Genomic DNA, 26690 nt, shown 5'->3' on the forward strand with positions numbered 1-26690 from the left:
CGCCGTCCCCGCCGCGCCGGGGCCCACTCTCGGACAGGCCGCCCGGGAGTTCCTGCAACGCGGTGAGCTGGACGCCGGAACGGTCCGTTCGTACGGGCAGACCCTGCGGCGCCTTTGCCGGGCCGTGGGCGACCGGACGCCGCTGGCCTCCCTGACCGCCGACGACGTGGCACGGGTGTTCGCCGCGGCCTGGGGCGAGGCGGCGGCCTCGACGTGGAACAGGCACCGGTCGGCCGTCCGGTCGTTCGGATCCTGGGCGTCCATGGAACATCTCGCCGCGGGCCTCGACAGGCGTGCCGAGACCCGCCCCCGGACGGAGGGCATCGGCCGGGCACAGCTGGAGGCGCTCTGGAACCGCCTCGATCTGCCGCTGCGCGAACGGACCCTGTGGCGGCTCCTGCACGAGTCCGGGGCCGGGGTGACGGCCGTCCTGTCCCTGAACGTCGAAGACCTGGACCTGGACGACCGCCGGGCCCGCGCGGGCGGCTCCTGGGTGAGCTGGCGGTCCGGGACCGCCCGGCTCCTCCCCGATCTGGTGGCGGGCCGGGCCCGGGGGCCCCTCTTCCTCACCGACCGGCGGCCCGGGCCGTCCCGGGCGCCGGCGCGGGCCGACCTGTGCCCGGAGACGGGCCGCCGCCGCCTGTCCTACGAGCGGGCCGAGTATCTCTTCAAGCAGACCACCAGGTCCCTGGACCCGGCGGGCGGCGGCTACACCCTCCGGCAGCTCAGGTCTCGCGACTGATCGGCCGGGAGCCGCCGCCCGGAGCGGGATCTCCTAACGGGCGCCGAGCTTCTCCACGATCAGGCGGTAGAGCTGGCGGGGCCGGCCCGGCTGCGGGGTGCGGTTCGGCGGGAGCGGCCACGCGAGTCCCTCGTCCACCAGCGTGCGCAGCAACCGCCGTGCCGTACGCGAGGTGACGCCGAGCATCTTGCCCGCGCCCTCGGCGTCCACCACCGTGTCCCCGTTCTCCAGCTTGGCGGCCAGCCGGGCCAGCACCTCCACGCCCCTGGGTTTGGCCGTGCCGCCGTGCAGGGGCGTCCTGGGGGCGGGGACCAGCGCCCGGCCCTCGCGGTCCACCGCGAAGCCCTGGACCTGCTTGCCCGTCTGGGTGCGGGCCAGCGCCGCCCGGGCGTGGGCCTCGGCGTCGTGGGTCGTACGGCCCATGCCGACGCCGACCTCCACCGCCAGCCCGAGCTCGTCGCGGACCCGCGCGGCGAACGGGAGCACCCGGAAGCCCTCGGTGGCGGTGGACACCGAACCGCGGGTCGCGGTGACCATGTAGCTGTGGTCGTCGATCGCCGTCACCGTCGCGTTGATCCGGTTGGCCTCCTGCACCAGCAGCCGGTGCAGCGACAGGCGCAGCTCGTCGCGCCAGTGGCGGGGCGCGGCCCGCCGTACCGGCTCGCGGAGGGTGGGGACCTCGACCAGGACCACGGTCAGCTGCGACTCCTCCAGCCGGTGGTGGGCGCCGAGCAGCGCCGCGGTGTGCAGCGCCGTCCGGACGGCGGCGGAGGTCGGGCGGACCCGGACCACCGGGACGTCCGCCGCCTGCAGGCGCTCGGCGACGGCCGGCAGGCAGGTCAGCGCCCCGGTGGTGCTGCCCTGCCGGGCCAGGCGTTCGTGGAAGGCCGCGATCGTGCCCGTGGCGCCCGGCTCGTCGCGGCTCTGCACCCCGCCGCTGGGCAGGCCCAGATCGGCGTAGGCCTCCTCGACGTCCGCCCGGCTCAGCACGTCCACGCTGATCCGGCGCGGGTCGATCCGCTCGTCCATCACGGCCCGGCCCAGTGCGGCGATCAGCGCGGCCCCGCCGAGCTGGACGTACGTCGCCGGCATGGTCAGCGCTCCCGACCGCCGGGCCAGGTCGTAGGGGATCGGGCTGGCGAACAGGCAGGCGTCCACCCCGGCCCCCAGACGGGTGACCTTGTCAGGCGCCTCCTGCTCGTCCCGGTAGGCGGCGGCCACGAGGCGGCAGGGCAGGGGAGCCGCCGCGTGGCCCATCAACATCACTCGTTCGACGAGGTCGTGGGGGCCCACCACACCGATGGTGAGATCCGGTGTCAGGGCACCCGTGCGTGACACTCGTGGAGCTTCTTCGGCCCGCTCGACCAATGTTCGTTCCCATCATGCCGTCCGTTTGTTTTCGGCTCTCTTTTGGAACGATCGCTCGTCGGGACCGTAATGTCACGCCCGATTTAGTGTCCGCCTGAGGACAACCCGTGCTGCTAAAGCCTTAACTCATCCTATTCGCACAGGTCAAGATGGTTATAGAGTGGTTGAAACCCGCCGATTATGACGGTGAAATCTCCTGCACCACATCCGCGCCCAGGGCCTGCATGCGCTCGGCCAGATATGAGTGGCCGCGGTCGATGAGATAGCCGGACTCGATGACCGTTTCCCCCTCGGCGGCGAGGCCGGCGAGAACGAGCGCGATTCCCGAGCGGAGGTCGTGCGCGGTCACCCGCGTGCCCTTCAGCGGGGTCGCGCCGTGCACGACGGCGCGGTTCTCCGTCACCTCGATGTCCGCGCCCATCTTGTTGAGCTCGCTGGCCAGCGCGAACCGGCCGTCGAAGATGCGCTCGTGGATGTAGCTGGCGCCGTCGGCGAGGCAGGCGACCGTCATGATCGGCGACTGCAGGTCGGTGGCGAACCCGGGGTAGGTGTCGGTGATCACGTTGATCGGGCGCAGCGGGCGGTCCCGGCGCACGTGGAGCACCGCGCCGTGGTCGGCGAACTCCACCCCCATCTGCTCCAGCTTGTAGCGGACCACGCCGAGGTGGTCCAGGTCGGCGCCGACCAGGTTGACCTCGCCGCCGGTGATGGCCGCGGCCATGGCGAACACGCCCGCGTCGAGCCGGTCGGGCATCACGGTGTGCTCGACGGCCTGGAGCTCCTCCACGCCCTCCACGGTGATGAACCCGGTGCCGCCGCCGCTGATCTTCGCGCCCATCCGGGTCAGCATCTCGATGACGTCGAGGACCTCGGGCTCCAGCGCGGCGTTCTCGATCACGGTGGTGCCGCGCCCGAGGGCGGCCGCCATGATGAGGTTCTCGGTGCCGGTGTGCGAGGGGGTGTCGAGGTACAGCTTGGCGCCGGTGAACCCGCCGCTCTTGACGCGGATGACGGTGTCCTCCTCCTCCACGGCCGCACCCAGGCGCTTGTAGCCCAGGTAGTGGAAGTCGAGGTTGCGGCTGCCCAGGTTGCAGCCGCCCACGCCCTCGATGACCGCCTCGCCGAGGCGGTGCAGCAGCGCGGGGACGAACAGCACCGAGCCGCGGAAGCGCCGGGCGATCTCCGCGGGCAGCACCGGGCTGGTCAGCCGGGAGGCGTCGATCACCAGCGTGCGCTCGGCCTCGTGCAGCTCGACCTTGGCGCCGATGGCCTCGGCCAGCTCCACCGCCCGGCGGACGTCTTCGATGATGGGAACGTTGCGCAGCACCGTGCGGCCCTTGGCCGCGAGCAGTGCCGCGCCGATCATCGGCAGAACGGCGTTCTTCGCGCCCTGGATGAATGCGGTTCCACGCAGTGCGTTGCCACCGCGCACACGGTAACGGACCATGCGTCTTGCTCCTTGCAGGTGGGGAGGTGTGACTCGTGCGCCGGGGGGACGGCAGCCGGAGTGTCGGCCCAACAGTAGCCGGTGGACACTCCTTGCCCGGTCACTTCGCCGAGGCACTACCCCGTGAAAGGTCGGCCAGTCAGTTTCTCGTAAGCCTCCACGTAACGGGCACGGGTCCGCTCGACCACCTCCTCCGGGAGCGGCGGCGGGGCCTCGCCGGAGGCGCGGTCCCAGCCGGAGGCCGGGGAGGTGAGCCAGTCGCGGACGTACTGCTTGTCGAAGGACGGCTGCGAGCGGCCGGGCTCCCACTGGTCGAGGGGCCAGAAGCGGGAGGAGTCGGGGGTCAGGACCTCGTCGCCGAGGGTCAGCACGCCGTCGGCGTCCCAGCCGAGCTCGATCTTCGTGTCGGCCAGGATGATGCCGCGCTCCAGGGCGATCTCCGCGCCGCGCCGGTAGACCTCCAGCGTGATCCGGCGCAGTTCGGCGGCCACGTCCGCGCCGACCTCGGCGACGACCCGCTCGAAGCTGATCGGCTCGTCGTGCTCGCCGACGGGCGCCTTGGTGGAGGGGGTGAAGATCGGCTCGGGGAGCCGGGACCCGTCCACCAGCCCGGGCTCCAGCCGGACCCCGGAGACCTCGCCGTCGCGCCGGTAGTCGATCAGGCCCGAGCCGGTCAGGTATCCCCGCGCGACGCACTCCACCGGCACCATGCGCAGCGGCCGGCACAGCACGCTCCGCCCGTCGGGACCGGGGGAGACCACGTGGTTCGGCACGACGTCGGCGAGCTGCTCGAACCACCACAGCGACATCTGGGTGAGGATCGTGCCCTTGTCCGGGATGTCGGGGGTCAGGACGTGGTCGAAGGCCGAGATGCGGTCCGAGGCGACCATCAGCAGCAGACCTTCTTCGGTCTGGTAGAGGTCGCGGACCTTGCCGGAGTGCAGGTGCTTCACGGCCCAAGTCTGCCAGGAGGGCTCAGGCCTCCTTGACGAGGGGAAGGCTTCGCAGCCGTTCCCCGATGTGGGCGGCGACGAAATCCGGTACGGGACAGCGTTCCCTGACCGCCGGCCATGAGTCGGCCATCGCGCCGACGACGTCCTGTACGGTGGTCGCCACCGCGTCCGGGTCGGCACCGACGGTTCCCGCGAAGCCCCGGAAGTGCTCCAGCGTGATGTACTGGGTGTCGGGCTGCCCCGCGAGGGGAAGCGTCAGGATGTCCCTTCGGAAGCCTTCGTAGGACATGACGGAGACGAGGTCGTAGGCCGGGGAGAGCCGCCGGAGCCGTCCGCCGGGATACTGCAGCGACCAGTTCTTCAGGTGCTCGTCGGTGTTCCCCATCACCACGCAGGCGGCCAGCCGCCGGATGTACTGGTCGAGGTCGTCCGGGCACTCGCGGTGGATGACCCGGCCCACGTCCTCTGCCCGGCCGCGGTCCTTCTCGTACGGCAGCAGCCCGAAGACCTGGGCGAAGTCCTCCTGGTGGACACGCCCGCCACTGGACCGGTCGAAGCGCCGGATGGCGAAGGCCGTCCCGCCGGCGGTCGTCAGCTCGGCAGGGACGTTCTCCAGATCGCCGACCGGGACCAGGGCGTGCTCGGGCACCTCGATCCCGGCGAGTGCCGCCCAGGTCATCATGGCGTGCTCGTTCTCCGGGAGGAGGTCGTGGCTCCGGCTGGGGAACTTCACGATCCAGTCGCCGCCGACCCCGACGTACCGGAATCCCGTGGGCGTCCGGGCCATCGAGAGCTTCACCTGCATGCCGGCCAGGGAGAAGCTCATCTTCTGCGCGTCGGAACGCGGCCCCTCGTCCTCCGCCGGGACCTCGGGAGGGGTGTCCTCACCGATCACCCGGACGGCCCCGGGCAGGTCTTGGCCGAGGTGGACGAGCAGGGCGAAGTCGCTCACGGACTTGAGCCCGAGCTGGGCCATGACCAGGCGGCGCAGCCCGGACTCCCGCTCCGGGAGCAGGTTGGCGAACCACGGCGGCAGCTGACCGCCCGGAGGGTTCTCGACCTTCCGTGGGTTGTACTCGTAGTGCAGTCCAAGCACGGGTCGGTCCGGCGCGCGGTCCGTGTAGCGGAAGGAGACCTTCCCTGCCCGCTGCTCCAGCACGCCGACGGCCCGGTCGCCGATCAGGACCTGAGCGCTCGTCCGGCCGCTCATCCGGCGTCTCCGGGGGTGATGAGGCCAGTGGGATCGGGCCCGTCGGGAAAGCCGAACAGGGCGTTCTCCTGGACGTGTTCGGCGATGGCCGCGCGGACGAGTCCGGCCCGGTGAGCGACGAACTCGTGCTCCCTGCCCGTCCGCAGCAGGTCCAGGCCCTCGGTGTCGATGAGATGGCTCTCCAGGATCCCGGAATCGACCTCCTCGTGGAGCAGGACCCGGCGGATGTCCGCATGGGATGCCGATCTGGGGTGGATCAGCAGGTCGGCCAGTAGACCACTGGGGATCTCCCCGTGAAGAGAGGTGATCCTTATCCAGGGAGGCCTCCTCGCCTCCATGAGTCCGTTCGGATCTATCGTCGCACCGGCCTGATCACCGGATTCGCCGGTCTGGACGAGGGCCTGGGGACGGAGTGAGAGCAGGCCGAGAAGATTGACCTTCGCCTGCGCCCGGTCGAGCCGGACGGCGTTCAGATCGGGTTCCCAGGTCGTGTACGGCGGGAGCAGAGCGAGCAGCCGGTCCGCACTGGATACGGGGTCGCCTTCTATGACCTGGCTGTATTCGCGCAGTGCCGCGGTATGGCCGCGATGTGCCATACCGAGCACCGCGCCGCGCCAGATCCAGCGTCGCAGGAGCTCCGCGGCCCGTCCTCGAGGAGGGCCGAAGAGAACGACGAATCGGGTCAGGGCGGGGAGGACGAGTGAGTAGGGCAGCAGCCTGACGTGGGGGATGCCCGCCTCGTCCCGGAGGAATTCGGCGGCTGCTCCCAGTGCTCGTGCGGTGGTCCGCAGGGCTTCGTCCCGTTCCTGTTTCCTGCCGGGATCGGTGAGAAGCCCTCTGCCGCCGTCACCATGGTGCGCGACGCGGACCGACCGGGAGAGGAGGTGCTCCGGAAGCGTACCGAAGCCCGTGCTTCTGACCGCTGAGGCCAGCGTGTCAAGACCGGGCGGAACCGTTCGTGCGGAGATGCGCTGAGCCGCCTCGATCTCGTCGTGTCGCAGCGCGGTGCCAGAAGTGTTGATTCTCTGGAAGATATCCACATAACGGGGAAGGGCGGGGCCGTCTCCTTCGAAGACGTACATGGCGATGGGGAAGTCGCGTACGGCCGTCACCATGGCGTCGCATCGCGCGAGTTCGGCGTTTGTCAGCCATGGACGCTCACGTCTCCAGGCCAGCGTCGCCGCGGTGCTCAATACCGCCGACATCGGGAACCAGCGGTCGGGGATCTGCTGGTCCTGTTCGGCGGCGGCGAAACTGTTCCCCCCCAGGTCGAAGAAGATCCTGAATCGCGGATCGAATGTGTCCGGTGGGGCGGCGAGGACGCCCACCAGACTGATGACGCGCTGCTGACCGTCGATCACCCACAACGCATCGGGCCTGGCTTCCGCGGTGATCGCCAGAGGCCCTGCCCATAGAGTCGCCGCGTCGACAGGTCGTTGCCAGACGATCAGGCTTCCGATGGGGTAGCCCTGGAGGACGCTCTGGAAGAGGCTCAGGACGTTTTCACGTCCCCAACGGTACGGACGGTGGAAGGACGGGATGTGAATGCGGCCGGACAGCGCCCACTCGACGAGTTGAGCCGGCCGCGTCTGCTCCACTCTCGGCCGTGTGAACGTGGTCATGCCCGCACCTCCCGATGGTCACGTCAATGCTAGGTGGGAAACGCTCGCTCATCCGGTCTCCGAGGCGATGAGGACGACGAGCGGGACGCGGCGGACGGGGCCGGGCTCAGAGGGCGGTCGCGGCAGCTTGATCGCCGGGACGGCGCCTATGAGCCGTTCCGGAGCACTGCCGCCGGTCCGCCGGAACCCGTGGGCGGAACCGGTGCGTCCGCGGGTTCCAGCGGGGTGGCGGCTGGCGCCCCGCAGTGCCCTGAACGGTCGCTGCGGGGCGTCACAGGGCCGTTCAGAGGGCCTGGGCGGCGATGTCGGTGCGGTGGTGGGAGCCGCGCAGCCGGATGCGGCCGACCAGCTCGTAGGCGGCGGCGCGGGCCGCGGCGACGTCGGGGCCCGTGCCGACCACGCTGAGCACGCGCCCGCCGGCCGAGACGACCCGGTCCCCGGCGCCGGCGGCCGTGCCGGCGTGCAGCACGTAGGCGCCCTCGGCCTTCTCGTCGAGGCCCTCGATCACGTCCCCCTTCACCGGGTCGGCCGGGTAGCCCTCCGCCGCGACCACCACGGTCACCGCCGCGCCGCCGCGGTAGGACAGGGGGCCGAAGTCCTCCAGCGTGCCGGTCGCGCAGGCGAGCAGCAGCCCGGCGAGCGGCGTCTCCAGCCGGTCCAGCACGACCTGGGTCTCCGGGTCGCCGAACCGCGCGTTGAACTCGATCACCTTCGGGCCGCCGGGGGTCAGCGCCAGGCCGACGAAGAGCACCCCGGTGTACGGCGTGCCGCGCCGGGCCAGCTCGGCCACCGTCGGGATGACCGTCTCGGCCATGACCCGCTCGGCCAGGTCCCGCGGGGCCCACGGCAGCGGCGTGTAGGCGCCCATGCCGCCGGTGTTGGGGCCGGCGTCGCCGTCGTAGGCGCGCTTGTGGTCCTGGGCGGGCATCAGCGGCACGGCCGTGGTGCCGTCGCAGAGCGCGAAGAGCGAGACCTCGGGGCCGTCGAGGAACTCCTCGATGACGACCCGCCCGCAGGCGGCGGCGTGCCGGAGCGCCTCGTCGAGGTCGCCGGTGACCACCACGCCCTTGCCGGCGGCCAGCCCGTCGTCCTTGACCACGTACGGCGCGCCGAACTCCGCGAGGGCCGCGGCGGCCTCCTCGGGGGTCGTGCAGGTGCGGGAGCGGGCGGTCGGCACGCCCGCGGCGGCCATGACCTCCTTGGCGAAGGCCTTGGAGCCCTCGATCCGCGCGGCCTGCGCCGACGGGCCGAAGCAGGGGACGCCCGCCTGCCGTACCGCGTCGGCGACGCCGGCGACCAGCGGGGCCTCGGGGCCGACCACGACCAGGTCCGCCCCCAGCTCCACCGCCAGCCCGGCGACGGCGGCCGGGTCGGCCGGCGCCACCGGGTGCAGGGTCGCGACCTGCGCGATGCCCGCGTTTCCGGGAGCGCAGTGGACCTCGGTCACCTGGGGGTCTGCTGCCAACGACCGGCACAGGGCGTGTTCGCGCCCGCCGGATCCGATCACAAGAATGCGCACGCGCGAGAGCCTATCGGCCCTGGACCCCGTCGCTCCGTCCACAGCCTGTGGACGGGCCGGTGCGGGCGGCGGGATTCCCGGGTCGTGCCTGATCGCCGGTGAAGGCAGGGGTAGGCTGGAGGCCGTTCCCCCGCCCTGTGGTAGATTTGGGCGGCTTTGCATGTCTCTTGCCGATTGGAGGTGGTTCGGGATGTCCTCTGGCGATCCCAGCAGTACGTGCTCGCGCACGTGGCCGTGCGCAATCTCGACCATTTCTTCAATCGGTGCCCGACCTGCCTCGCGCGCATTTCGTTTGAACTGAGGTGACATCGCTTCGCGCGTAGATGGTGTCAGGTTGGGCGGGAAAGGCATGTCATGCGTTCTTCGCTCCTTTTTCCCCGCATTCGGCACGTACGCACGGTCCGTGCGCCCCATGCTCCTTCTGTCCCGGTCCGTGACCGCTTGAACGGCACCTGCGTCCCGCCGAGCGACTCCCTCGTCGAATACGCCGCCTACGTCGGCGGCAGGCGGATCGAGGCCCTCGGCATCCCGGACGCCCTGGAGCTCGTCCGCGCGCACAACGCCGCCCAGGAGAAGGCCGACGCCTTCGTCTGGGTCGGGCTGCACGAGCCCGACGCCCCCGAGGTCGAGTGGCTGGCCGAGGTCTTCGACCTCCATCCCCTCGCCGTCGAGGACGCCGTCAAGGCTCACCAGCGGCCCAAGGTCGAGCGCTACGACGACTCGCTCTTCGTGGTGCTCAAGACCGTCGCCTACCTGGAGCACCCGGAGCTGACCGCGACCAGCGAGATCATCGGCACCGGCGAGATCATGGCCTTCGTCGGCCCCGACTTCGTGGTGACCGTACGGCACGGCCGCTACTGCCCGCTGGCGGAGGTCCGCGAGCGGCTGGAGGCCAAGCCCAAGCTGCTCGGCCGCGGCCCGACCGGCGTGCTGCACGCCATCGCCGACCACGTCGTGGACCGCTACCTGCACGTGGCCGACGACATGCAGGCCGAGCTGGAGGAGGTGGAGGCCATGGTCTTCGCCGACGTCAGCGCCCGGGACATCAGCCGGATCTACAACCTCAAGCGCGAGATGATCGAGCTCAAGCGGGCGGTCACCCCGCTCCAGTCGCCGATGTCCACGCTGGCCCAGCGCCGGATGATCCCCTCCGAGATGCGGGAGTACTTCCGCGACGTCGTCGACCACCTCGCCCGGGTCTGCGAGCAGGTCGAGTCGTCCAACGAGCTCTGCAACTCCGTGCTCCAGGCGGCGCTCGCCCGCTCCAACGCCCTCGCCAACGAGGACATGCGCAAGATCTCCGCCTGGGTCGCCATCATGGCCGTCCCCACGATGATCGCCGGGATCTACGGCATGAACTTCGACCACATGCCCGAGCTCGACTCCGTCTTCGGTTACCCCATCGTGCTCGGCGTCATGGTGATCGCCTGCACGCTGCTCTACCGGGGGTTCCGCCGCAACGGCTGGATGTAGTCCCGGGCGGGCCCCCGGCGGCCGACCGGGCCGACCTGCACGCCGGCCCGGTGACCGCCCCCGGTCGCAGCGCTAGACGGTGGCGGCGCGGCACGCGGTGACCGGATCGGGCAGGGGGAGCCCGCGCCCGGCCCACAGCTCGCGCATCCGGTCGGGGTAGTCGGTGACGATCCCGGCCGCGCCGAGGTCGAGCAGGGCCGCGGCCCGGTCCGGCTCGTTGACGGTCCACGGGACCACCGGCAGGCCGGCGGCGGCCGCCCGCCGCATGAACTCCTCGTCCATCATCACGTGCTCGGGCGAGACCGCGGTGCCCCCGGCCGCGGCCGCGGCGGCCGGGACGTCACCGCCGAAGTCCGAGAGGAGCAGGCCGTCCAGCCAGACGCTCTCCAGGGTGTCCAGCTCGATCAGGGCGTAGCGCCGCGCCGCCGGGGCCAGCTCCCGCGCGATCCGCAGGATGCGCCAGTCGAAGCTGAGGATCGCCGTGCCGCCGAGCCTGTCGTGCCGGTCGAGCTCGGCGACCACCAGCTCGGTGAACTCGCGGGGGTCGGCGGTGAGGTCCGGCCGGGTCGGGTCGGACTTGAGCTCCACGTGCAGCCGCACCCCGTCGGCGCCGTAGGCGTCCACCAGGCCGAGCACCGCCCCCAGCGTCGGCATCCGGGTGTGCGGCACCGGGACCTGCGTCGCGGCGAAGCGGTCGTCGGGGCGGAGCGGCAGCCGTACGCCGCATTCGAGGGTGCGCAGCTGCGCCAGCGTCAGCGCGCCGACGGGTCTGCCCACGTAGGGGAAGAGCGGGTCACCCGCCCGGGCCGGGCCGGTGTCGGCGCTGGTCACCGGGGAGACGGTGAGGTCGTGGGTGAGCACCAGCCGCCGGTCGGCCGTCAGTGCGACGTCGAACTCCAGCGCGTCGACGCCCAGCTCCAGGGCGTGGGCGAGCCCGGGCAGCGTGTTCTCCGGACGGAGCCCTCGGGCCCCGCGATGACCGTGGATCTCGGCATGCACACCGGGACCCTACCGAGCGGGGCGCCCGGATGGCTCTCCGCAGGGCCCGTTCTTCCCGGCGGCTCCGCCCCGGCCGCCCCTCCCGCGGCGGCCGTACGGCTCCGGGCCGCCGGGCGGAGCCGTACGGGACGCGGGTTCGGATCGGCGGGCGGAGCCGTACGGGACGGGGTCAGATCAGCGGGCGGAGCTGGAGGGTCTCGGTGCGGCCGGGGCCGACGCCGATGGCGGAGATCGGGGCGCCGCTCATCTCCTCCAGGGCCCTGACGTAGGCCCGGGCGTTGGCGGGCAGGTCGTCGAAGGACTTGGCGCCGGTGATGTCCTCCTGCCAGCCGGGGAACTCCTCGTAGACCGGCTTGGCGTGGTGGAAGTCCGTCTGGGTCATCGGGATCTCGTCATGGCGCACGCCGTCCACCTCGTAGGCCACGCAGACCGGGATCTTCTCCAGGCCCGAGAGCACGTCCAGCTTGGTGAGGAAGAAGTCGGTGACGCCGTTGATCCGGGTGGCGTAGCGGGCGATCACCGCGTCGAACCAGCCGCAGCGGCGGTTGCGGCCGGTGGTCACGCCGTACTCGCCGCCGGTGGTGCGCAGCCAGTCGCCCATCTCGTCGGTGAGCTCGGTCGGGAACGGGCCGGAGCCGACCCGGGTGGTGTAGGCCTTCAGGATGCCGATCACCCGGGTGATGCGGGTCGGCGGGATGCCCGCGCCCGCGCAGGCGCCGCCCGAGGTCGGCGAGGAGGAGGTGACGAACGGGTAGGTGCCGTGGTCGATGTCGAGCAGGTTGCCCTGCCCGCCCTCCAGCAGCACGACCTTGCCGTCGTCCAGGGCCCGGCTCAGGATCAGCGAGGTGTCGGCGATGTGCGGCTTGAGGCGCTCGGCGTAGCCGAGGTACTCCTCCAGGACCTTGGCCGGTTCGAGCGACCGGCGGTTGTAGATCTTGGTGAGGATCTGGTTCTTCTCGCCGAGGGCGACCTCGATCTTCTTCTGCAGGATGCCCGGGTCGAGCAGGTCCTGGACCCGGATGCCCATCCGGTAGATCTTGTCGCCGTAGGCCGGGCCGATGCCGCGGCCGGTCGTGCCGATCCGGGCCTTGCCGAGGTAGCGCTCGGAGACCTTGTCGAGGGCCTTGTGGTGGGGCATGATCAGGTGCGCGTTGGCGGAGATCAGCAGCCGCTCGGAGGAGACCCCGCGGGCCTCCAGCCCCTCGATCTCGCTCAGCAGCACGCCCGGGTCGATGACGACGCCGTTGCCGATCACCGGGACGACGTTCGGCGACAGCACCCCCGTCGGCAGTAGGTGCAGGGCGTACTTCTGGTCGCCGATGACCACCGTGTGGCCCGCGTTGTTCCCGCCCTGATATCTGACGACGTAGTCAACCTTGTCGCCGAGCAGGTCGGTGGCCTTACCCTTGCCTTCGTCGCCCCACTGGGCGCCGAAGAGAACGACAGCCGGCATCGTTAGTCTCCCACCACAAAACGAAACCCCTGGCGCAATCGCGACAGGGGCTCTTGCGAGGAGAGAATACCCGACGGGCCGCGGAAGGGGGATCTCCCCTCCCGCCGGAGGGGGATCCCCCACGCCCGGACCGGGCGCGGACGGGGCCCGGCCTGCTCCGGGTCCGGCGCCGGAGCGGACGCCGACGCGGGCGGGCCGGACCTTCAGCGGGCCGGGCCCTCAGCGGCCGGTCAGCGCGGCGTGCGCCTCGGCGCTGGAGTCCTTCAGGAAGGTCATGCAGCGCTCGGCCTCGTCCTTCTCCCCGATGCTCTGCGCGGCCCGGGCCAGGGCGTACAGGCAGCGCAGGAACCCGCGGTTGGGCTCGTGCTCCCAGGGGATCGGGCCGTGGCCCTTCCACCCGGCGCGGCGCAGCTGGTCGAGCCCGCGGTGGTAGCCGGTGCGGGCGAACGCGTAGGACGTCACCGCGTGCCCCGACGCGAAGTACTCCTCGGCCAGGGCGGCCCAGGCCGCCGGATGGGCGGGGAAGCTCGCGGCGACGTCGGACGCCTTGGCGCCGGACTCCAGGGCCTCCCTGGCCTCGGGCAGGTCCGGCAGCAGGGTGGGCGGGGGACCGGCGAGAAGGTTCTCGTGGGATTCCATTGGTTTTCTGGCCCGTCCGGCCCGCCCGGTGAGCGGGGCGGGACGCGCCGTCCCTCCTCTTCGAGGTCTCGTCAGCCCGGAGCGGCGGGCGGGCGCCGGCGGGCGCCCGCCCGCCGCTCCGGGCCGAGGGGGTGGGGCGGATCAGGTGAGCTTGGTGCCGGCGGACTTCAGGTGCCGGCAGGCCTCGGCGACGCGCGCCGCCATGGAGGCCTCGGCGGCCTTGCCGTACGCGCGGGGGTCGTAGGCCTTCTTGTTGCCGACCTCGCCGTCCACCTTGAGCACGCCGTCGTAGTTGGCGAACATGTGCGCGGCGATCGGGCGGGTGAAGGCGTACTGCGTGTCGGTGTCGATGTTCATCTTGACCACGCCGTAGGAGATCGCCTCGTGGATCTCCTCCAGCAGCGAGCCGGAGCCGCCGTGGAAGACCAGGTCGAACGGCTTGTCCTTGCCGAACTTGGCGCCGACGGCGTCCTGGATGTCCTTCAGCACGCTCGGGCGGAGCTTGACGTGGCCCGGCTTGTAGACGCCGTGCACGTTGCCGAAGGTCGCGGCGAGCATGTAGCGGCCCTGCTCGCCGACGCCCACCGCCTCGGCGGTCGCGATCGCGTCCTCGGCGGTGGTGTAGAGCTTCTCGTTGATCTCGCCGACGACGCCGTCCTCCTCGCCGCCGACGACGCCGATCTCCATCTCCATGATGATGTTCGCGCGGCGGCACTTGTCGAGGAGCTCCTTGGCGATCTCCAGGTTCTCCTCCAGGGGTACGGCGGAGCCGTCCCACATGTGGGACTGGAAGAGGGGGTCCTGGCCCCTGGCCACCCGCTCCAGGGAGATGTCGATCAACGGCCGCATGAAGCCGTCCAGCTTGTCCTTGGGACAGTGGTCGGTGTGCAGCGCGATCGTCACGGGGTATTTCGCCGCGACGACGCGGGCGTACTCCGCCAGCGCCGTCGCACCCGTCACCATGTCCTTGACGGTGGTGCCGGACAGGAACTCGGCGCCGCCCGTGGAGACCTGGACGATGCCGTCGCTCTCGGCCTCGGCGAAACCGCGGAGCGCGGCGTTCAGGGTCTGGGACGAGGTCACGTTGATCGCCGGATAGGCGAAACCGCCGGCCTTGGCGCGGTCGAGCATCTCGGCGTAGACATCTGGGGTCGCGATAGGCATCGGTTCAACTCCCTGGAAGACGGCAAGCGCGGATCGGCCGGGCCTGGCGGGACCCTCGCGGGACACGGCCCGACGGCCAGTATTCCTGTTTACGCCCCGGCCCGGTAGCTTCGCCACTCCTTGATCCCGACGGATCCGCCCGCCCGTCCGTCCGCCCGTCCGTCCGCCCGTCCGTCCGCCCGTCCGCCCGTCCGCCCGTCCGCCCGTCCGCCCGTCCGCCCGTCCGTCCGCCCGTCCGCCGGGCCGGCGGCGGGCTCGCGGTCTCCGGCGGCGGGGTCCGCGCTCCGGGCGGCGGGGCCCGTGGTCTCCGGGGCGGGGTCCGCGCCCCCCTCGGCGGCGGGGCCGGTCGTGGGGCCGCCGCGCTTGCCGCTACCCTCCACTGTGTGGGACGCCACAGGTCCGACCCGATGGGCATCGCCCGCCTCGCCCTCGCCGGGCTCGCGGTGCTGGCCCTGCTGTTCCTGATCGCACTGGGCGGCAGGTCGCTGATCGGCGCGCTCGGCTCCGGACCCGCGTCCTCCTCCTCGGCCCCCGCCCCCGCCCCCGCCCCCGCGTCCGCGAGCGGAGCCCCCTCCGCCACGTCCGCCCGGGTCCCCACGGTGCTCGTCGAGTGCGTCGAGGCGCACTGCCCCACGGTCTTCCTGAAGGTGGCCGGCGGCGACGTGCTGCTCAACCGGGAGATGGCCCGCGGCGAGCAGGCGCAGGCCTTCGACGACAAGGTGGACGTCGTGCTGACCGACGCGTCCACCGTCCGCGTCCGGGTGAACGGCGCCGTGCGCCCCCCGGGCGGTCCCGGGGAGCGGCAGGAGTTCACGGCCGTCCGGGAGTAGCGCCCGGCTCTCCCGGCCTCCGCGACCCCGGAACCCCGCGACCCCGGGGTCCTGAGGTCGCGGCTCGGCTCAGGACAGGCCAAGGTCCTCCAGCGTGTAGGCGGTGCGGTACGGCAGGCCGGCCCCGGCGATGGCGGAGGCCGCCCCCCGGTCCACGATCGTGGCGACCGCGACGACCTCGGCGCCGGCCTCGCGGAGCGCCTCCACGGCGGTCAGCGGCGACCCGCCGGTCGTGGAGGTGTCCTCCACCGCCAGCACCCGCCGCCCGGCGACGTCCGGTCCCTCGATCCGGCGCTGCATCCCGTGCGCCTTGGCCGCCTTGCGGACCACGAACGCGTCGAGCGCGCGGCCCCGCGCCGCCGCCGCGTGCAGCATGGCCGTCGCCACCGGGTCCGCGCCCAGGGTGAGCCCGCCCACGGCGTCGTAGTCGAGGTCGGCGGTGAGATCCAGCATGACCCGGCCGACCAGCGGGGCCGCCCTCCCGTCGAGGGTCACCCGGCGCAGGTCCACGTAGAAGTCCGCCTCCTTGCCGGAGGACAGCACGACGCGGCCGTGCACGACGCCCTTGCTCTTGATCTCGGCCAGCAGGTTCTCACGATCGCTCATGGCATCAAGGTTAGGGCCGCCCCCGGCGGCGCCTCCGACCCGGTCTCAGGCAAAGCCGCGACTTCGGTTTAGCCGTCGTACGGACTGCGGAATGTATGGGCGCGACGACTGTAGGTAATCGCGAGGTCACAATGAGTGTTGAATCGTCTCAAGGCGACGCCGAGTTGCTCGCCGCGACCCGGAACGGGAACGCGGCGGCCTACGGCGGCCTCTACGAACGGCACGCGCCGGCGGCGCGCGCCCTGGCCCGGCAGCTGGCCCGGAGCGCGGCCGAGGCCGAGGACGTCGTGGCGGAGACGTTCACCAGGATCCTCGACCTGACCCGGCGGGGCGGCGGCCCCGAGGAGGCCTTCCGGGTGCACCTGCTCACCGCGGTCCGCCGTACGGTCTACGACCGGGAGCGGCGCCGTACCGCGAGCGGCGAGGTGCCCAAGGGGGAGGCGGAGCTGTTCGACCCCGGGGTGCCGTTCGTCGACCCGGCGCTGATCGGCCTGGAGCGCTCGCTGGTCGCCCGGGCCTTCCTGTCGCTGCCCGAGCGCTGGCAGTCGCTGCTCTGGCACGTCGAGGTGGAGAAGTCCGGGCCCGCCGACGTCGCCCCGCTGATCGGGCTCCCCGCCGACCAGGTGGACGAGCTCGTCGGCAGGGCGAAGGAGGGGCTGCGGCAGGCGTGCCTGAAGGTGCACCTGTCCGGAACGCCGCGGAAGGGGTGCCGCCCGTCGCTGTCGAAGATGGGCGCCTACGTCCGGGGCGGCCTGGTCAAGCGGGAGAGCAGGCTCATCGACCGGCACATGGAGGGCTGCACCGACTGCCGGGCCGTGTTCATGGAGCTGACCGACGTCGACCGGGGCCTGCGCGTCATCGTCGGCCCCCTGATCGCCGGACCGGTCCTGGACGGCTACCTCACGGCGCTGGGCAAGTCGGGCGGCGCGCCCGGGTGCGGCCTGGTCACCGGTCTCGGCGCCCTCGGCGGCGCGGCGGGCTGGGCGCGGAGCGCCTCCCGCGGGCGGCAGCAGGCCGTCGCGGCGAGCGCGGCCGTCATCGCGCTCGGCACGGCGACGGCTCTCGTGCTGGTGACCTCGGGCGACCCGGCGCTCCTCCGGCCGGCGCCGGGGTCGGTCCCGGTGCCGGTGCCGCCGCCGATCATCGCGCAGCCCGAGCCCCTCCCGGCCGGGCCGGAGCCCTCGGCGGCCTCGCAGGGGAGCACGCCGGTGCCGCCGCGGCCCTCCTCGGCGCTCCCGGCGGCGCCGTCGCGCGCTCCCGGGCCCTCCCGTGCTCCCGGGAGCGCGCAGCCTCCGGCGGCCGAGCGGTCCTCCGGGAGCGTGCGGACCGGGGCTCCGGCGCCCGCCCGGCCCGAGCGGCCGGTGCGGGCCGCGCCTCGCGAGGCGCCGAGCCCCGCGCACCAGCGGGGGAGGATCGGGGTGGCCGTCCCGCGCCTGGTCGCCGGGATCGAGGCGCTCGGCGCGCTGGTCAGGGCCCAGCCGGGCATGGTGGCCGTACGGCTGCGCAACGCGGGCCTGGGCGGGAGCCGCGAACTGGTGGCGCGGATCGGTCTGCCGGACGGGGTGACGATGCTGACGGGCGGGAGCCGGGCGAGGCCCGCCGCGGGCGGGTCCGTCGGCACGGTGGACGGGTGGTCCTGCCGGCCCGCGGGCCGGAACGTGCGCTGCGCCCGCGGCCCGCTGGCCCCCGGCCAGGCGACCTCGGTCTTCCTCCGGGTGAAGGTCGCGCCGACGGCGGCCCTGGGCGTGCCGCTCTCGCTCCGGGTCGGCGGCGGGGGCGAGCAGGCGAGGGCGGAGTCGGAGAGCGGGGTGCGGGCCTTCGGGGCCCCGGCCCGCTTCGCCGCCGAGGGCAGGGTGGTCACCGCGGCGATCGGCAACACCCTCCTGACCCGGGCGCCCACCGGCCGCATGTGCCGGGCGGTGCGGTCGCGGGACGGCGACGAGCGCGACAACGACCAGGCGCCCATGCGGCTCTTCGACCGGGACAGGGACCCGTCGACGAAGAGCTCCAGCGCCGCCCGGCTGGACCTGCCCGGCCGCGGCAGGGTCGTCTGGGCCGGGCTCTACTGGTCGGCGAGCGCGCCCGCCGCCGGGCGGGTCAAGTTCAGGGCCCCGGGGAGCGCCGGCTACACGCAGGTGAGCGCCACCAGCGTGGTCGAGCGGGCGCTGCCGTCCGGCCGGGCATACCAGGCGTTCGCCGACGTGACCGGGCTGGTGCGCAGGCTCCGGGGCAAGTACTGGGTGGCCGACGTCCCCCTCCGGGCCGGTGTCTCGCGGCACGCCGGCTGGAGTCTGGTGGTCGTCGCGGCCGACCCGCGCCGGCCGTACGGCCAGGCCGTGGTCGTCGACACGGCGGTCCTGGTCGGGGCGGGCACGCCGGTGCGCCTGCCGCTCGGCGGGCTGGCCCGCGGGTCCGGGCCCGCGCAGCTGGACGTGGTGGCCTGGGAGGGCGACGCCGATCTCCGCGGCGACCGGGTGAGCGCGGGGGCGGGCCCGCTCCGGCCCGAGGGCGGCGACCGGAACCCCGACAACCCCTTCGACGGCTCGTCCACGGGGTCGGTGGGAGTCGACCTCACCCCCGGCGTGGACGTCGACCGCTTCCACGCCGTCCTGGGGCGGAATCCGGTGCTCAGGCTGAGCACCCGCCGGGACTCGGTCCTGTTCGGGGCGGCGGCCGTGACCGTGCAGACCCGTTCGTGATGGACGGCCTCTATAAAGGGACAAACTGGTACGGTCGGCGTGAACGCTCCGGCGGGTGGTCGGTTGCGGGTGGAATCGTCGGGATTCGCCCTCAGCGGCTCCGTTGCTTTACTACCCTGGAGAAGGCCCACCTGTCCGGCCTTTCGGGGCGTTTTCAAGCGTGTCCGAGCCGTAGGGCCGGGCGACGTAGGAAGGGCGGTGTCGCGTGGATCGCTGCGCGCTGTTCGTGGACGCTGGTTACCTGCTGGCAGACGGAGCGATGGCCGCGCACGGGACCCGGCATCGCGAGGCCGTCTCCTGGGACTACACCGGCCTGCTCCAGCTGCTCAACGAGCTGTGCCGGGAGCGCACCGGCCTGCCGCTGCTCCGCTGCTACTGGTACGAGGCGACCGTCGAGGGCCGCCACACCCCCGAGCACGACACCCTGGGCGACGTCCCGGGCCTGAAGCTCCGGCTCTCGCGCATCCGGCCCGGCCGCCGGGAGGGCGTCGACGCGCAGGTCCACCGCGACCTGATGACGCTCGCCCGCAACAACGCGATCTGCGACGCGGTCGTGATCAGCGGGGACGAGGACCTGACCCAGGTCGTCTGCGACGCGCAGGACCTGGGGATCCGGGTGACGCTGGTGCACATCGCCGCAGACGGGGGCTGGGGCGTGTCCCGCTCGCTCCGCCAGGAGTGCGACGACCTGATCGAGATCGGCGGCGGTCACCTCCGGCCGTACGTCAGCCTGCTCTCCGGGGCCGGTGAGGCCTCCTCCGCCCAGGGGGCCCTGGGCGCCGCGGGCACCGCCGTGGCGCTGAGCCACGCGGTCCCCCCGGGCAACGGGTCCCGCGTCGGTTATGAGATCTCCCCCGGCTCCGGTTACGGGACGCCCACCGGGAACGGCGCCCGGCCCGGCTACGAGGCGGTGGCGGGCAACGGGACCGCCGCTGCGAACGGCGCCGCTTCCGCGAACGGGGTCTCCTCCGGGAACGGGACGTCGCCGGACGGCCCCGCGCCGCTGAACTACGGCGGGGCCACGCCGAGCAACGGGGTGCCCTCGCACCGGGGCATGCCGTCCGGCCACGGTGCCGGACACGGCGGCGGGCACAGTGGCGGGCACGGCTATGACGCGGGCAACGGGGTCTCCCCGGCCGGCGGGGCCCCGTCCGGAGGCGTCTCCCCGGACGGCGCCGCGCCGCAGAACCGGCCTTCCCCGGGGGGGCCGTCGCAGCCCACCTATCCGGGCTACGCCCAGGAGTCCCCGCCCACCTCTCCGGCTCCGGCCGTCTCCGCCTCCTCGGGATCACAGCCGGGATCACAGCCGGGATCACAGCCGGGGACGCAGCCGGGACCGCACCACGGCTCGACCGGTTCGATGCCCGCCGTCCCGCCGTACGGTTCCGGTAGCACCGGCGGCACGGGCGGCACGCCGGGCTACCAGCTGCCCACCTCCTACACGGGACCGCAGTCCACGGCCTCCCAGTCCCAGCCGCAACCACAGCCCATCGGGCCCTACACCGGCCCGCAGGCCGCCCCCGTGCCGGTCAACGCGGCGGCCGGCGGCACGACCACGCTGGCCGACGCGGTGAAGGCGGCGCACACGGAGGGCCACGACTTCGGTGAGTCCGTGGCCAAGGACGCGCCGGCCCTGTGGCTCGAAGCCGTCCTGGCCCGCAAACCCCGCATGCCCTCCGACCTGGAGGCCCGGCTCCTGCAGGGCTCCTCGCTGCCGATCGACTTCCTCCTGCACGACGAGGTCCGGCACGCCCTGCGCCGCGGTTTCTGGGACGCCCTGGAACGCGCGCGCCACTGACCGCGGCCATGCGGCCGGGTGCTCCGCGTCTTCATGCGGGCCGTGGCGTCTCGCTCTCCGGCCGCCCCGCGTGCTCACCGGTGCTGAAGCGAGCGGTACGGGTCCGGCTCGGGGTGGACCGCCGTAACTGAAGCCATCGTGGCGGAAAGGGGCTCAGGGCCGATCGCCGCAGGGAGTCCTGCCGGGAGCACCGACGACTCCGGGTGGGGGTCCGAATAAGCAGTCGATGCACGGACGGCGGCTTGTTAGCCTGGGGCGGTGCAATACCTGTTCTTCCTCTGACGGGGACCGTCCAGCCCGCCCTTCGCGCCCGTAGGCCGAGGCAGCGGGCTGTTCGCCGTTTCCATCGGCCGACCGGCCGACCGTCAGTGACCGAGAGCGCCTCCCGCCGCCCGTCCGGGGGATGAGCGCGCCTCCTCAGGAAGAGACATGAACAACCCTGTGACCCTGCCCGCGCGTGCCCACGCGCAGCTCACGGCATCCGACATCCACATCAGCCGCGGTGGCCGCAAGATCCTCGAAGGCGTCGACCTGACCGTCTCCCCAGGTTCCCGCTGGGGCGTCGTCGGCGAGAACGGCCGGGGCAAGTCCACGCTGCTCCACATCCTCGCCGGGACCCTCGCGCCGGACTCCGGGAGGATTCAGCGGGTCGGCACGATCGGGACGGCCGAGCAGGAGATGGCCGTCGGCGGCGGCCGTACCGTCGGCGACCTCGTCGACTCCGAGCTCGCCGACGTCCGCGCGGCACTGCGCGCCCTCGACCGCGGCGCCGCGCACCTGGCCGAAGAGCGGCCCGGCGCCGCCGAGGAGTACGCCGTCGCGCTCGCCGCCGCCGAGACGCTCGGCGCGTGGGACGCCGACCGCCGTGTCGACGTCGCGCTCGAAGCGCTGGGCGCCGTCACCGACCGCTCCCGGCCCCTCGACGAGATGTCGGTGGGCCAGCGCTACCGGGTACGGCTGGCGTGCCTGCTCGGCGCGGAACGCGACTTCCTGCTGCTCGACGAGCCGACGAACCACCTCGACCAGGACGGACTGGAGTACCTCACCGCGCGGTTGCGCGGCCTGTCCGGCGGGGTCGTGCTGGTCAGCCACGACCGGGCGCTGCTGTCCGACGTCGCCACGGCGATGCTCGACCTCGATCCCAGCCGTGACGGGCGCCCCCGCGTCTACGGCGGCGGATACGCGGGATACCAGGAGGGACGGCGGGCCGAACGGGACCGCTGGGAGGAGGAGTACGAACGGCAGCGGGCCGAGCACGCCCGCCTCACCGAGGACCTGGCCAAGGCGCAGGACCGGCTCGTGACCGGCTGGCGCCCCGACAAGGGCACCGGCAAGCACCAGCGCGCCACCCGGGCACCGGGTCTCGTCCGGTCGGTCAACCGGCGCCGCGACGACCTGGAGGAGCACGCGGTCACGGTGCCCGAACCCCCGCTGCGCCTGCGGGTGCCCGACCTGCCCGGACGTCCCGGCGTCACCCTGCTCCGCGCCGCCGGGATCACCGTCGCCGGACGCCTGGACCGGCCCGCCACGCTCGTCCTCGGCTCCGGGTCGCGACTGGTCGTCAGCGGGCCCAACGGCTCGGGCAAGTCGACGCTGCTGTCCGTACTGGCCCGCCGGCAGGAGCCGTCGGCCGGGACACTGCACGTCGGCCGGGACGTGCGGGTGGAGCTGCTGGCCCAGGAGTCGTCCGCGCTCGTCGACGAGCTGACGCAGGCCCTGGAGGCGACGGGCGCCGCGGTCGTGCTCGCGACCCACGACCGGCGGCTCCGCCGTGACGTCGCGCACTGGCCGGCCCTGGCCCTGAACGGCGCACCGCCGCGGCTCGAAGGTCCCCAGGAGCTCCGGGGAGCCGGTGCCGTTCCCGCCGGGTAGATCCGCCCCTTGACTAATGACCTCAGGTCAATAATATTGACCTGAGGTCATTAGGGCCTCCCGATCCATGAGAGGGGCTTTCCATGCCCGTGTTCACCGGAGTCCGCCACATCCATCTGCGGGTGAGCGATGCCGAGTCGGCCGCCGCCTTCTACGGGCAGGCGCTGGGGATGCGCCGGATGGTCGACAAGTTCGACGGGAAGATGATCATCCTCGGCACGCCCGGAGGAGGGGACATGTTCACGGTGAGCGAGGAGACCGTGCCCGTCGAGTTCGAGGCGGAGCGGGAGCGGGTCGGCAAGATCGGCGGGCTCGACCACTTCGGCTTCGAGGTCGCCGATCTCGAGCGGTTCGACGCGGCTCTGGAACAGGTGCTCGCCGCGGGCGCCGTACTGGTCAACCGGGAGACGATCCCGCCCGGCATCCCGTCGGCGTTCCTCCGCGACCCCGACGGCTACGTGTTCCAGATCTACGCCTTCCCTCCCGAGGTGAAGCAGGCGATGCCCTAACCTCGGCAGGTGTGAGCCGACCCCGTACCCGCCGCAGACTGTCCCCGGACGAGCGCCGCACCGAGCTGATCGACGCCGCCATCCGCGTGCTGAGGGAGCAGGGCGAGCCGGCCAACCGGGCCGCCGCGGTGACGGCCGAGGCGGGTACGGCCAAGGGCACCTTCTACGTCTACTTCCCCTCCTGGGAGGACCTGCTGGCCGCGGTGCGCGACCGGCTGATGGACGACTACAGCGCTCCGCTGCGGGAGCGGCTGGCCGCGGAGGCCCCGCAGGACTGGCGCGCGGTCCTGGACGGGGAGATCGACCGCTTCGTCGACTTCACGGTCGGCTGCGGAAGGCTGCACGACGCGGTCTTCCACTCCTCCGCCGTGTCGGCCCCCGCCGACGGCGAGCACTCGGCCACCGGACTGCTCGCCCGGATCATCCGCCGGGGCGTCGAGGAGGGCGCGTTGCGGCAGGTGGACCCGGACGTCGCAGCCGGCCTGCTGTTCGCCGCGCTGCACGCCGCGGCCGACGCGGTCGCCGCCGGAGGGGACCGGACCCACTGGTGCGAGGGCCTGCGCGAGCTCACCGCGAACTGGCTGGCGCCCTGATCTCAGGACCGCCGTCGTCCGTGGAGGCACGGACCCGGCCGGACAAGCCCGCGGGGGACCCGGTCAGGGGTCAGGAGAGGGCGTCGAGGCCCGCGCGCAGGTGCTTGAGGCGGTCCGTCAGGTCGGACAGAGGCCCGGCCAGGGCGGGGTCGTCGGTCTTGCGGGCGGCCTCGCGGACCCGGGTGAGCTCGTCCTCGACGGCGGTGAGGCGGCGGGAGAGCTCGGGGAGCACGGCGGCCTGGTCACCGTCCCGGCCCGCAGGGAGTTCGTCGTTGAGCCGCTCGCGGAGCATGGAGGCCTGCTCGGTCAGGCGGCGGTTCATGTTGTAGAGCTCGACGAACACCGCCACCTTGGCCCGGAGCACCCACGGGTCGAACGGCTTGGTGAGGTAGTCGACCGCCCCGGCGGCGTAGCTGCGGAAGGCGTAGTCCGGGGCGCTGTCGACCACGGTCAGGAAGATGATCGGGATGTTCCGGGTGCGCTCGCGCCGCTTGATGTGGGAGGCGGTCTCGAACCCGTCCATGCCGGGCATCCGGACGTCCAGCAGGATCAGCGCGAACTCCGTGCTGAGCAGCGCCTTCAGCGCCTCCTCGCCCGACTTGGCCCGGACGGGGACCAGGTCGAGGGAGCTGAGGATGGCCTCCAGGGCGATCAGGTTCTCCTCCCGGTCGTCGACCAGGAGGATCTTGGCGCGGTCCGGCATCGATCATGCACCTTCACGGGGGTCATCGGCCGCCCGCCCGCGGGTGAGCCAGCCGCGCAGGCGCTCCAGCAGGCGGTCGACATCGACGGGTTTGGGGATGTAGTCGGAGGCGCCGGACGAGATGCTCTTCTCCCGGTCCCCCTGCATGACCTTAGCGGTAAGCGCGATGATCGGCAGATCGGCGAACTGCGGCATCCGGCGGATCGCCGACGTGGTCGCCCAGCCGTCCATCTCCGGCATCATGATGTCCATCAGGACCAGGGCGACGTCCTCGTTGCGCTCCAGCTGCTCGATGCCCTCCCGGCCGTTCTCGGCGTAGACCACCGTGGAGCCGTACCGCTCCAGCACGCTGGTCAGCGCGAAGACGTTGCGGATGTCGTCGTCCACGATGAGGATCTTGGCGCCGGAGAGCGGGTCCTCGCCGCCCGTCCACACCGGTCCGTCCGCCGGCGGGTAGTCCGGGACGGCCGGGCTCTCCTCCGCCGGGGCCTCCGGCAGCTCGGGAGCCCGCTCCAGCTCGCCGGGGATGACCATCGGCGGCTGCTGGACGGCGCTCGGCGTCGCCGCTCCGCCGTCGCGCGAGGCCAGCGGGCCCGCGTAGGCGGGCGGGAGGTACAGGGTGAAGGCGCTGCCCCGGCCCACCTCGCTCATCACGTGGATCTCACCGCCGAGCAGCCGGGCGATCTCCCGGCAGATGGACAGGCCCAGGCCGGTCCCGCCGTACTTGCGGCTGGTGGTGCCGTCGGCCTGCCGGAACGCCTCGAAGATGACCTCCAGCTTGTCGGCGGCGATGCCGATGCCGGTGTCCACGACCTCGAAGGCCAGGATGCCGTCGACACCGCGCAGCGTCTCGTCCACGAAGGCGACGCCGCGCGGTGCGTGGAGCACGCGGAGCCGTACCTCGCCCTTGGGGGTGAACTTGATCGCGTTGGAGAGCAGGTTGCGCAGCACCTGCTGGAGGCGCTGCTCGTCGGTGCGGAGCTCCTGCGGGACCGACGGCTCGACCTCGACCGCGAACGACAGGCCCTTGTCCTGGGCCAGCGGCGTGAAGGTGGCCTCGAAGTAGTCGACGAGCTTGGGCAGCGAGATCTGCTGCGGGTGGATGTCCATGCGCCCGGCCTCGACCTTGGACAGGTCGAGGATGTCGTTGATGAGCTGGAGCAGCGCGGACCCGGCCCCGTGGATGGTCTTGGCGAACTCCACCTGCTGGGGCGTGAGGTTGCCCTCGGCGTTCTCGGTGAGCAGCTTGGCCAGCACCAGCAGGCTGTTCAGCGGGGTGCGCAGCTCGTGGGACATGTTGGCCAGGAACTCGGACTTGTAGCGCGAGGAGACCGCGAGCTGCTCGGCGCGCTCCTCCAGCGTGCGGCGGGCCTGCTCGATCTGGAAGTTCTGGATCTCGATGGCGCGGTTCTGCTTGGCGAGCAGCGCGGCCTTGTCCTCCAGCTCGGCGTTGGAGCGGCGCAGCTCCTCCTGCTGGCGCTGGAGCTCGTCGGAGCGCTCCCGCAGCTCGGTGGTGAGGCGCTGGGACTCGGTGAGCAGGTCCTCGGTCCGGGAGTTGGCGATGATGGTGTTCATCGTGACGCCGATGGTCTCCACGAGCTGGACCAGGAAGTCGTGGTGGACCTCGCTGAACTCGTAGAGCGAGGCCAGCTCCAGCACGCCGAGGACCTGGTTCTCGAACAGGACCGGCAGCACCACGATCTGCGCGGGCGCCGAACCGCCGAGGCCGCTGTCCACGGTGAGGTAGCGGTCCGGGACGTCGCGCAGGATGATCCGCTTGCCCTCCAGCGCGGCCTGGCCGACGATCCCCTCGCCGGTGGCGAAGCGCTGCCGCGGGCCGGAGCCCGGGCGGGTGCCGTACCCGGCGATGAGGTGCAGGTCGTGGTCGCCCGCGGGCTCGGCGAGGTAGAAGGCGCCGTACTGGGCGGAGACCAGCGGGGTCAGCTCGCTCATGATCAGCTTGGCGACCTCCATGAGGTCGCGGTGGCCCTGCATGAGCCGGGAGATGCGGGCCAGGTTGGACTTGAGCCAGTCCTGCTCCTGGTTGGCGGTCGTGGTGGAGCGCAGCACGGACACCATCGTGTTGATGTTGTCCTTCAGCTCGCCGATCTCGCCCTCGGCGTCGACGGTGATCGAACGCGTCAGGTCGCCCTGGGCGACGGCGGTGGTGACCTCGGCGATCGCGCGGACCTGGGTGGTGAGGCGGCCGGCGAGGTCGTTCACGCTCTCGGTGAGGCGCTTCCAGATGCCCTCGGCGCCCTCGACCTGGGCCTGGACGCCGAGGTTGCCCTCGGAGCCGACCTCGCGGGCCACCCGGGTGACCTCGGAGGCGAAGGACGACAGCTGGTCGACCATGGTGTTGATGGTGGTCTTGAGGGCGAGGATCTCGCCCTGCGCGTTGACGTCGATCTTGCGGGTCAGGTTGCCCCGGGCGACGGCGGTGGTGACCTCGGCGATGTTGCGGACCTGGTAGGTCAGGTTGTTGGCCATC

At 72.5% G+C, this 26690-nt stretch carries 20 protein-coding genes and 1 pseudogene; 8 read left to right on the top strand and 13 right to left on the bottom strand.

Annotated elements, in window-relative coordinates; all coding sequences use genetic code 11:
- Positions 1 to 76: 76 nt before the first annotated feature.
- Positions 77 to 742 (top strand): annotated as a pseudogene (locus tag IEZ06_RS37770) (site-specific integrase); the annotation flags it as partial.
- A gap of 33 nt (positions 743 to 775) precedes the next feature.
- Here the strand turns inward: IEZ06_RS37770 and IEZ06_RS31105 are convergent.
- From IEZ06_RS31105 to purD, 6 genes are all read right to left on the bottom strand, one after another.
- Positions 776 to 2005 carry a GTP cyclohydrolase IIa gene (locus IEZ06_RS31105; protein WP_189240269.1) on the bottom strand — a complete coding sequence of 410 codons (1230 nt, stop codon included), beginning with the start codon at positions 2003 to 2005 and terminating at the stop codon, positions 776 to 778.
- 283 nt (positions 2006 to 2288) lie between these two features.
- On the bottom strand, positions 2289 to 3557 hold the full coding sequence (gene murA / locus IEZ06_RS31110; protein WP_189240249.1) for a UDP-N-acetylglucosamine 1-carboxyvinyltransferase: 1269 nt from the start codon (positions 3555 to 3557) through the stop codon (positions 2289 to 2291).
- 116 nt (positions 3558 to 3673) lie between these two features.
- Positions 3674 to 4510 (bottom strand): phosphoribosylaminoimidazolesuccinocarboxamide synthase, encoded by an 837-nt coding sequence (locus tag IEZ06_RS31115; RefSeq protein WP_189240250.1) that lies wholly within the window; start codon positions 4508 to 4510, stop codon positions 3674 to 3676.
- Positions 4511 to 4532: 22 nt separating this feature from the next.
- Positions 4533 to 5720, bottom strand: coding sequence for a type II toxin-antitoxin system HipA family toxin (locus IEZ06_RS31120; RefSeq protein WP_189240251.1), 1188 nt, complete (start codon positions 5718 to 5720; stop codon positions 4533 to 4535).
- Positions 5717 to 7342 (bottom strand): DUF262 domain-containing protein, encoded by a 1626-nt coding sequence (locus IEZ06_RS31125; RefSeq protein ID WP_189240252.1) that lies wholly within the window; start codon positions 7340 to 7342, stop codon positions 5717 to 5719. The genes IEZ06_RS31120 and IEZ06_RS31125 overlap by 4 nt, the downstream gene beginning before the upstream one ends.
- Before the next feature lie 283 nt (positions 7343 to 7625).
- Positions 7626 to 8861, bottom strand: coding sequence for a phosphoribosylamine--glycine ligase (gene purD, locus IEZ06_RS31130; protein WP_189240253.1), 1236 nt, complete (start codon positions 8859 to 8861; stop codon positions 7626 to 7628).
- A 354-nt stretch (positions 8862 to 9215) separates the two neighbouring features.
- Here purD and corA point away from each other — a divergent pair, with 354 nt between their 5' ends.
- Positions 9216 to 10334 carry a magnesium/cobalt transporter CorA gene (corA, locus tag IEZ06_RS31135; RefSeq protein ID WP_189240254.1) on the top strand — a complete coding sequence of 373 codons (1119 nt, stop codon included), beginning with the start codon at positions 9216 to 9218 and terminating at the stop codon, positions 10332 to 10334.
- Between the two features lie 72 nt (positions 10335 to 10406).
- Here the strand turns inward: corA and IEZ06_RS31140 are convergent, their stop codons facing one another.
- From IEZ06_RS31140 to fbaA, 4 genes are all read right to left on the bottom strand, one after another.
- Positions 10407 to 11333, bottom strand: coding sequence for a glycerophosphodiester phosphodiesterase family protein (locus IEZ06_RS31140; protein ID WP_189240255.1), 927 nt, complete (start codon positions 11331 to 11333; stop codon positions 10407 to 10409).
- A gap of 169 nt (positions 11334 to 11502) precedes the next feature.
- Positions 11503 to 12786, bottom strand: a complete 1284-nt coding sequence (locus tag IEZ06_RS31145) for an adenylosuccinate synthase (RefSeq protein WP_189240256.1) — start codon at positions 12784 to 12786, stop codon at positions 11503 to 11505.
- A 219-nt stretch (positions 12787 to 13005) separates the two neighbouring features.
- Complete coding sequence (locus IEZ06_RS31150; protein WP_189240257.1) at positions 13006 to 13425, bottom strand: DUF3151 domain-containing protein; 420 nt, start codon at positions 13423 to 13425, stop codon at positions 13006 to 13008.
- 141 nt (positions 13426 to 13566) lie between these two features.
- Positions 13567 to 14589: a class II fructose-bisphosphate aldolase gene (gene fbaA, locus IEZ06_RS31155; RefSeq protein ID WP_189240258.1), complete on the bottom strand. Its 1023-nt coding sequence runs from the start codon at positions 14587 to 14589 to the stop codon at positions 13567 to 13569.
- A 383-nt stretch (positions 14590 to 14972) separates the two neighbouring features.
- Here fbaA and IEZ06_RS31160 point away from each other — a divergent pair, with 383 nt between their 5' ends.
- Positions 14973 to 15419 carry a hypothetical protein gene (locus IEZ06_RS31160; RefSeq protein WP_189240259.1) on the top strand — a complete coding sequence of 149 codons (447 nt, stop codon included), beginning with the start codon at positions 14973 to 14975 and terminating at the stop codon, positions 15417 to 15419.
- A gap of 69 nt (positions 15420 to 15488) precedes the next feature.
- Here IEZ06_RS31160 and pyrE read toward each other — a convergent pair whose 3' ends face one another.
- Entirely contained in the window at positions 15489 to 16025 is a 537-nt protein-coding gene (pyrE, locus tag IEZ06_RS31165; RefSeq protein WP_068897986.1) for an orotate phosphoribosyltransferase, read from the bottom strand.
- A gap of 131 nt (positions 16026 to 16156) precedes the next feature.
- Between pyrE and IEZ06_RS31170 the strand changes: the two genes are divergently transcribed.
- From IEZ06_RS31170 to IEZ06_RS31190, 5 genes are all read left to right on the top strand, one after another.
- Positions 16157 to 18724 carry a sigma factor gene (locus IEZ06_RS31170; protein ID WP_189240260.1) on the top strand — a complete coding sequence of 856 codons (2568 nt, stop codon included), beginning with the start codon at positions 16157 to 16159 and terminating at the stop codon, positions 18722 to 18724.
- Positions 18725 to 18929: 205 nt separating this feature from the next.
- The gene (locus IEZ06_RS31175; RefSeq protein WP_189240261.1) at positions 18930 to 20522 is read left to right on the top strand and encodes an NYN domain-containing protein; all 1593 of its coding nucleotides are present in this window, start codon (positions 18930 to 18932) and stop codon (positions 20520 to 20522) included.
- A gap of 429 nt (positions 20523 to 20951) precedes the next feature.
- A complete protein-coding gene (locus IEZ06_RS31180; RefSeq protein ID WP_189240262.1) occupies positions 20952 to 22394 on the top strand; it encodes an ATP-binding cassette domain-containing protein in 1443 nt (480 codons plus the stop codon).
- 83 nt (positions 22395 to 22477) lie between these two features.
- Positions 22478 to 22903 (top strand): VOC family protein, encoded by a 426-nt coding sequence (locus IEZ06_RS31185; protein WP_189240263.1) that lies wholly within the window; start codon positions 22478 to 22480, stop codon positions 22901 to 22903.
- Between the two features lie 11 nt (positions 22904 to 22914).
- Positions 22915 to 23496 carry a TetR/AcrR family transcriptional regulator gene (locus IEZ06_RS31190; protein ID WP_189240264.1) on the top strand — a complete coding sequence of 194 codons (582 nt, stop codon included), beginning with the start codon at positions 22915 to 22917 and terminating at the stop codon, positions 23494 to 23496.
- Between the two features lie 70 nt (positions 23497 to 23566).
- On the opposite strand, the gene IEZ06_RS31195 is transcribed toward IEZ06_RS31190, so the two are convergent.
- Both IEZ06_RS31195 and IEZ06_RS31200 read right to left on the bottom strand, forming a co-directional pair.
- On the bottom strand, positions 23567 to 24199 hold the full coding sequence (locus IEZ06_RS31195; protein ID WP_189240265.1) for a response regulator: 633 nt from the start codon (positions 24197 to 24199) through the stop codon (positions 23567 to 23569).
- 3 nt (positions 24200 to 24202) lie between these two features.
- A partial coding sequence (locus IEZ06_RS31200) for a hybrid sensor histidine kinase/response regulator (protein ID WP_189240266.1) occupies positions 24203 to 26690 on the bottom strand: 2488 nt, incomplete at its 5' end.

This window comes from Planomonospora antibiotica, assembly GCF_014647955.1.
Taxonomy (GTDB): Bacteria; Actinomycetota; Actinomycetes; order Streptosporangiales; family Streptosporangiaceae; genus Planomonospora; species Planomonospora parontospora.

What these genes read in the sequence shown, in the direction of transcription:
- IEZ06_RS31180 (WP_189240262.1), top strand. Translation starts at nt 20,952, where the DNA reads ATGAACAACCCTGTGACCCTGCCCGCGCGTGCCCACGCGCAGCTCACG.
- IEZ06_RS31150 (WP_189240257.1), bottom strand. Translation starts at nt 13,425, where the DNA reads ATGGAATCCCACGAGAACCTTCTCGCCGGTCCCCCGCCCACCCTGCTG.
- IEZ06_RS31170 (WP_189240260.1), top strand. Translation starts at nt 16,157, where the DNA reads ATGAGTGTTGAATCGTCTCAAGGCGACGCCGAGTTGCTCGCCGCGACC.
- IEZ06_RS31120 (WP_189240251.1), bottom strand. Translation starts at nt 5,720, where the DNA reads ATGAGCGGCCGGACGAGCGCTCAGGTCCTGATCGGCGACCGGGCCGTC.
- IEZ06_RS31145 (WP_189240256.1), bottom strand. Translation starts at nt 12,786, where the DNA reads ATGCCGGCTGTCGTTCTCTTCGGCGCCCAGTGGGGCGACGAAGGCAAG.
- murA (WP_189240249.1), bottom strand. Translation starts at nt 3,557, where the DNA reads ATGGTCCGTTACCGTGTGCGCGGTGGCAACGCACTGCGTGGAACCGCA.
- IEZ06_RS31125 (WP_189240252.1), bottom strand. Translation starts at nt 7,342, where the DNA reads ATGACCACGTTCACACGGCCGAGAGTGGAGCAGACGCGGCCGGCTCAA.
- IEZ06_RS31105 (WP_189240269.1), bottom strand. Translation starts at nt 2,005, where the DNA reads ATGTTGATGGGCCACGCGGCGGCTCCCCTGCCCTGCCGCCTCGTGGCC.
- IEZ06_RS31195 (WP_189240265.1), bottom strand. Translation starts at nt 24,199, where the DNA reads ATGCCGGACCGCGCCAAGATCCTCCTGGTCGACGACCGGGAGGAGAAC.
- pyrE (WP_068897986.1), bottom strand. Translation starts at nt 16,025, where the DNA reads ATGAGCGATCGTGAGAACCTGCTGGCCGAGATCAAGAGCAAGGGCGTC.
- corA (WP_189240254.1), top strand. Translation starts at nt 9,216, where the DNA reads ATGCGTTCTTCGCTCCTTTTTCCCCGCATTCGGCACGTACGCACGGTC.
- fbaA (WP_189240258.1), bottom strand. Translation starts at nt 14,589, where the DNA reads ATGCCTATCGCGACCCCAGATGTCTACGCCGAGATGCTCGACCGCGCC.
- IEZ06_RS31185 (WP_189240263.1), top strand. Translation starts at nt 22,478, where the DNA reads ATGCCCGTGTTCACCGGAGTCCGCCACATCCATCTGCGGGTGAGCGAT.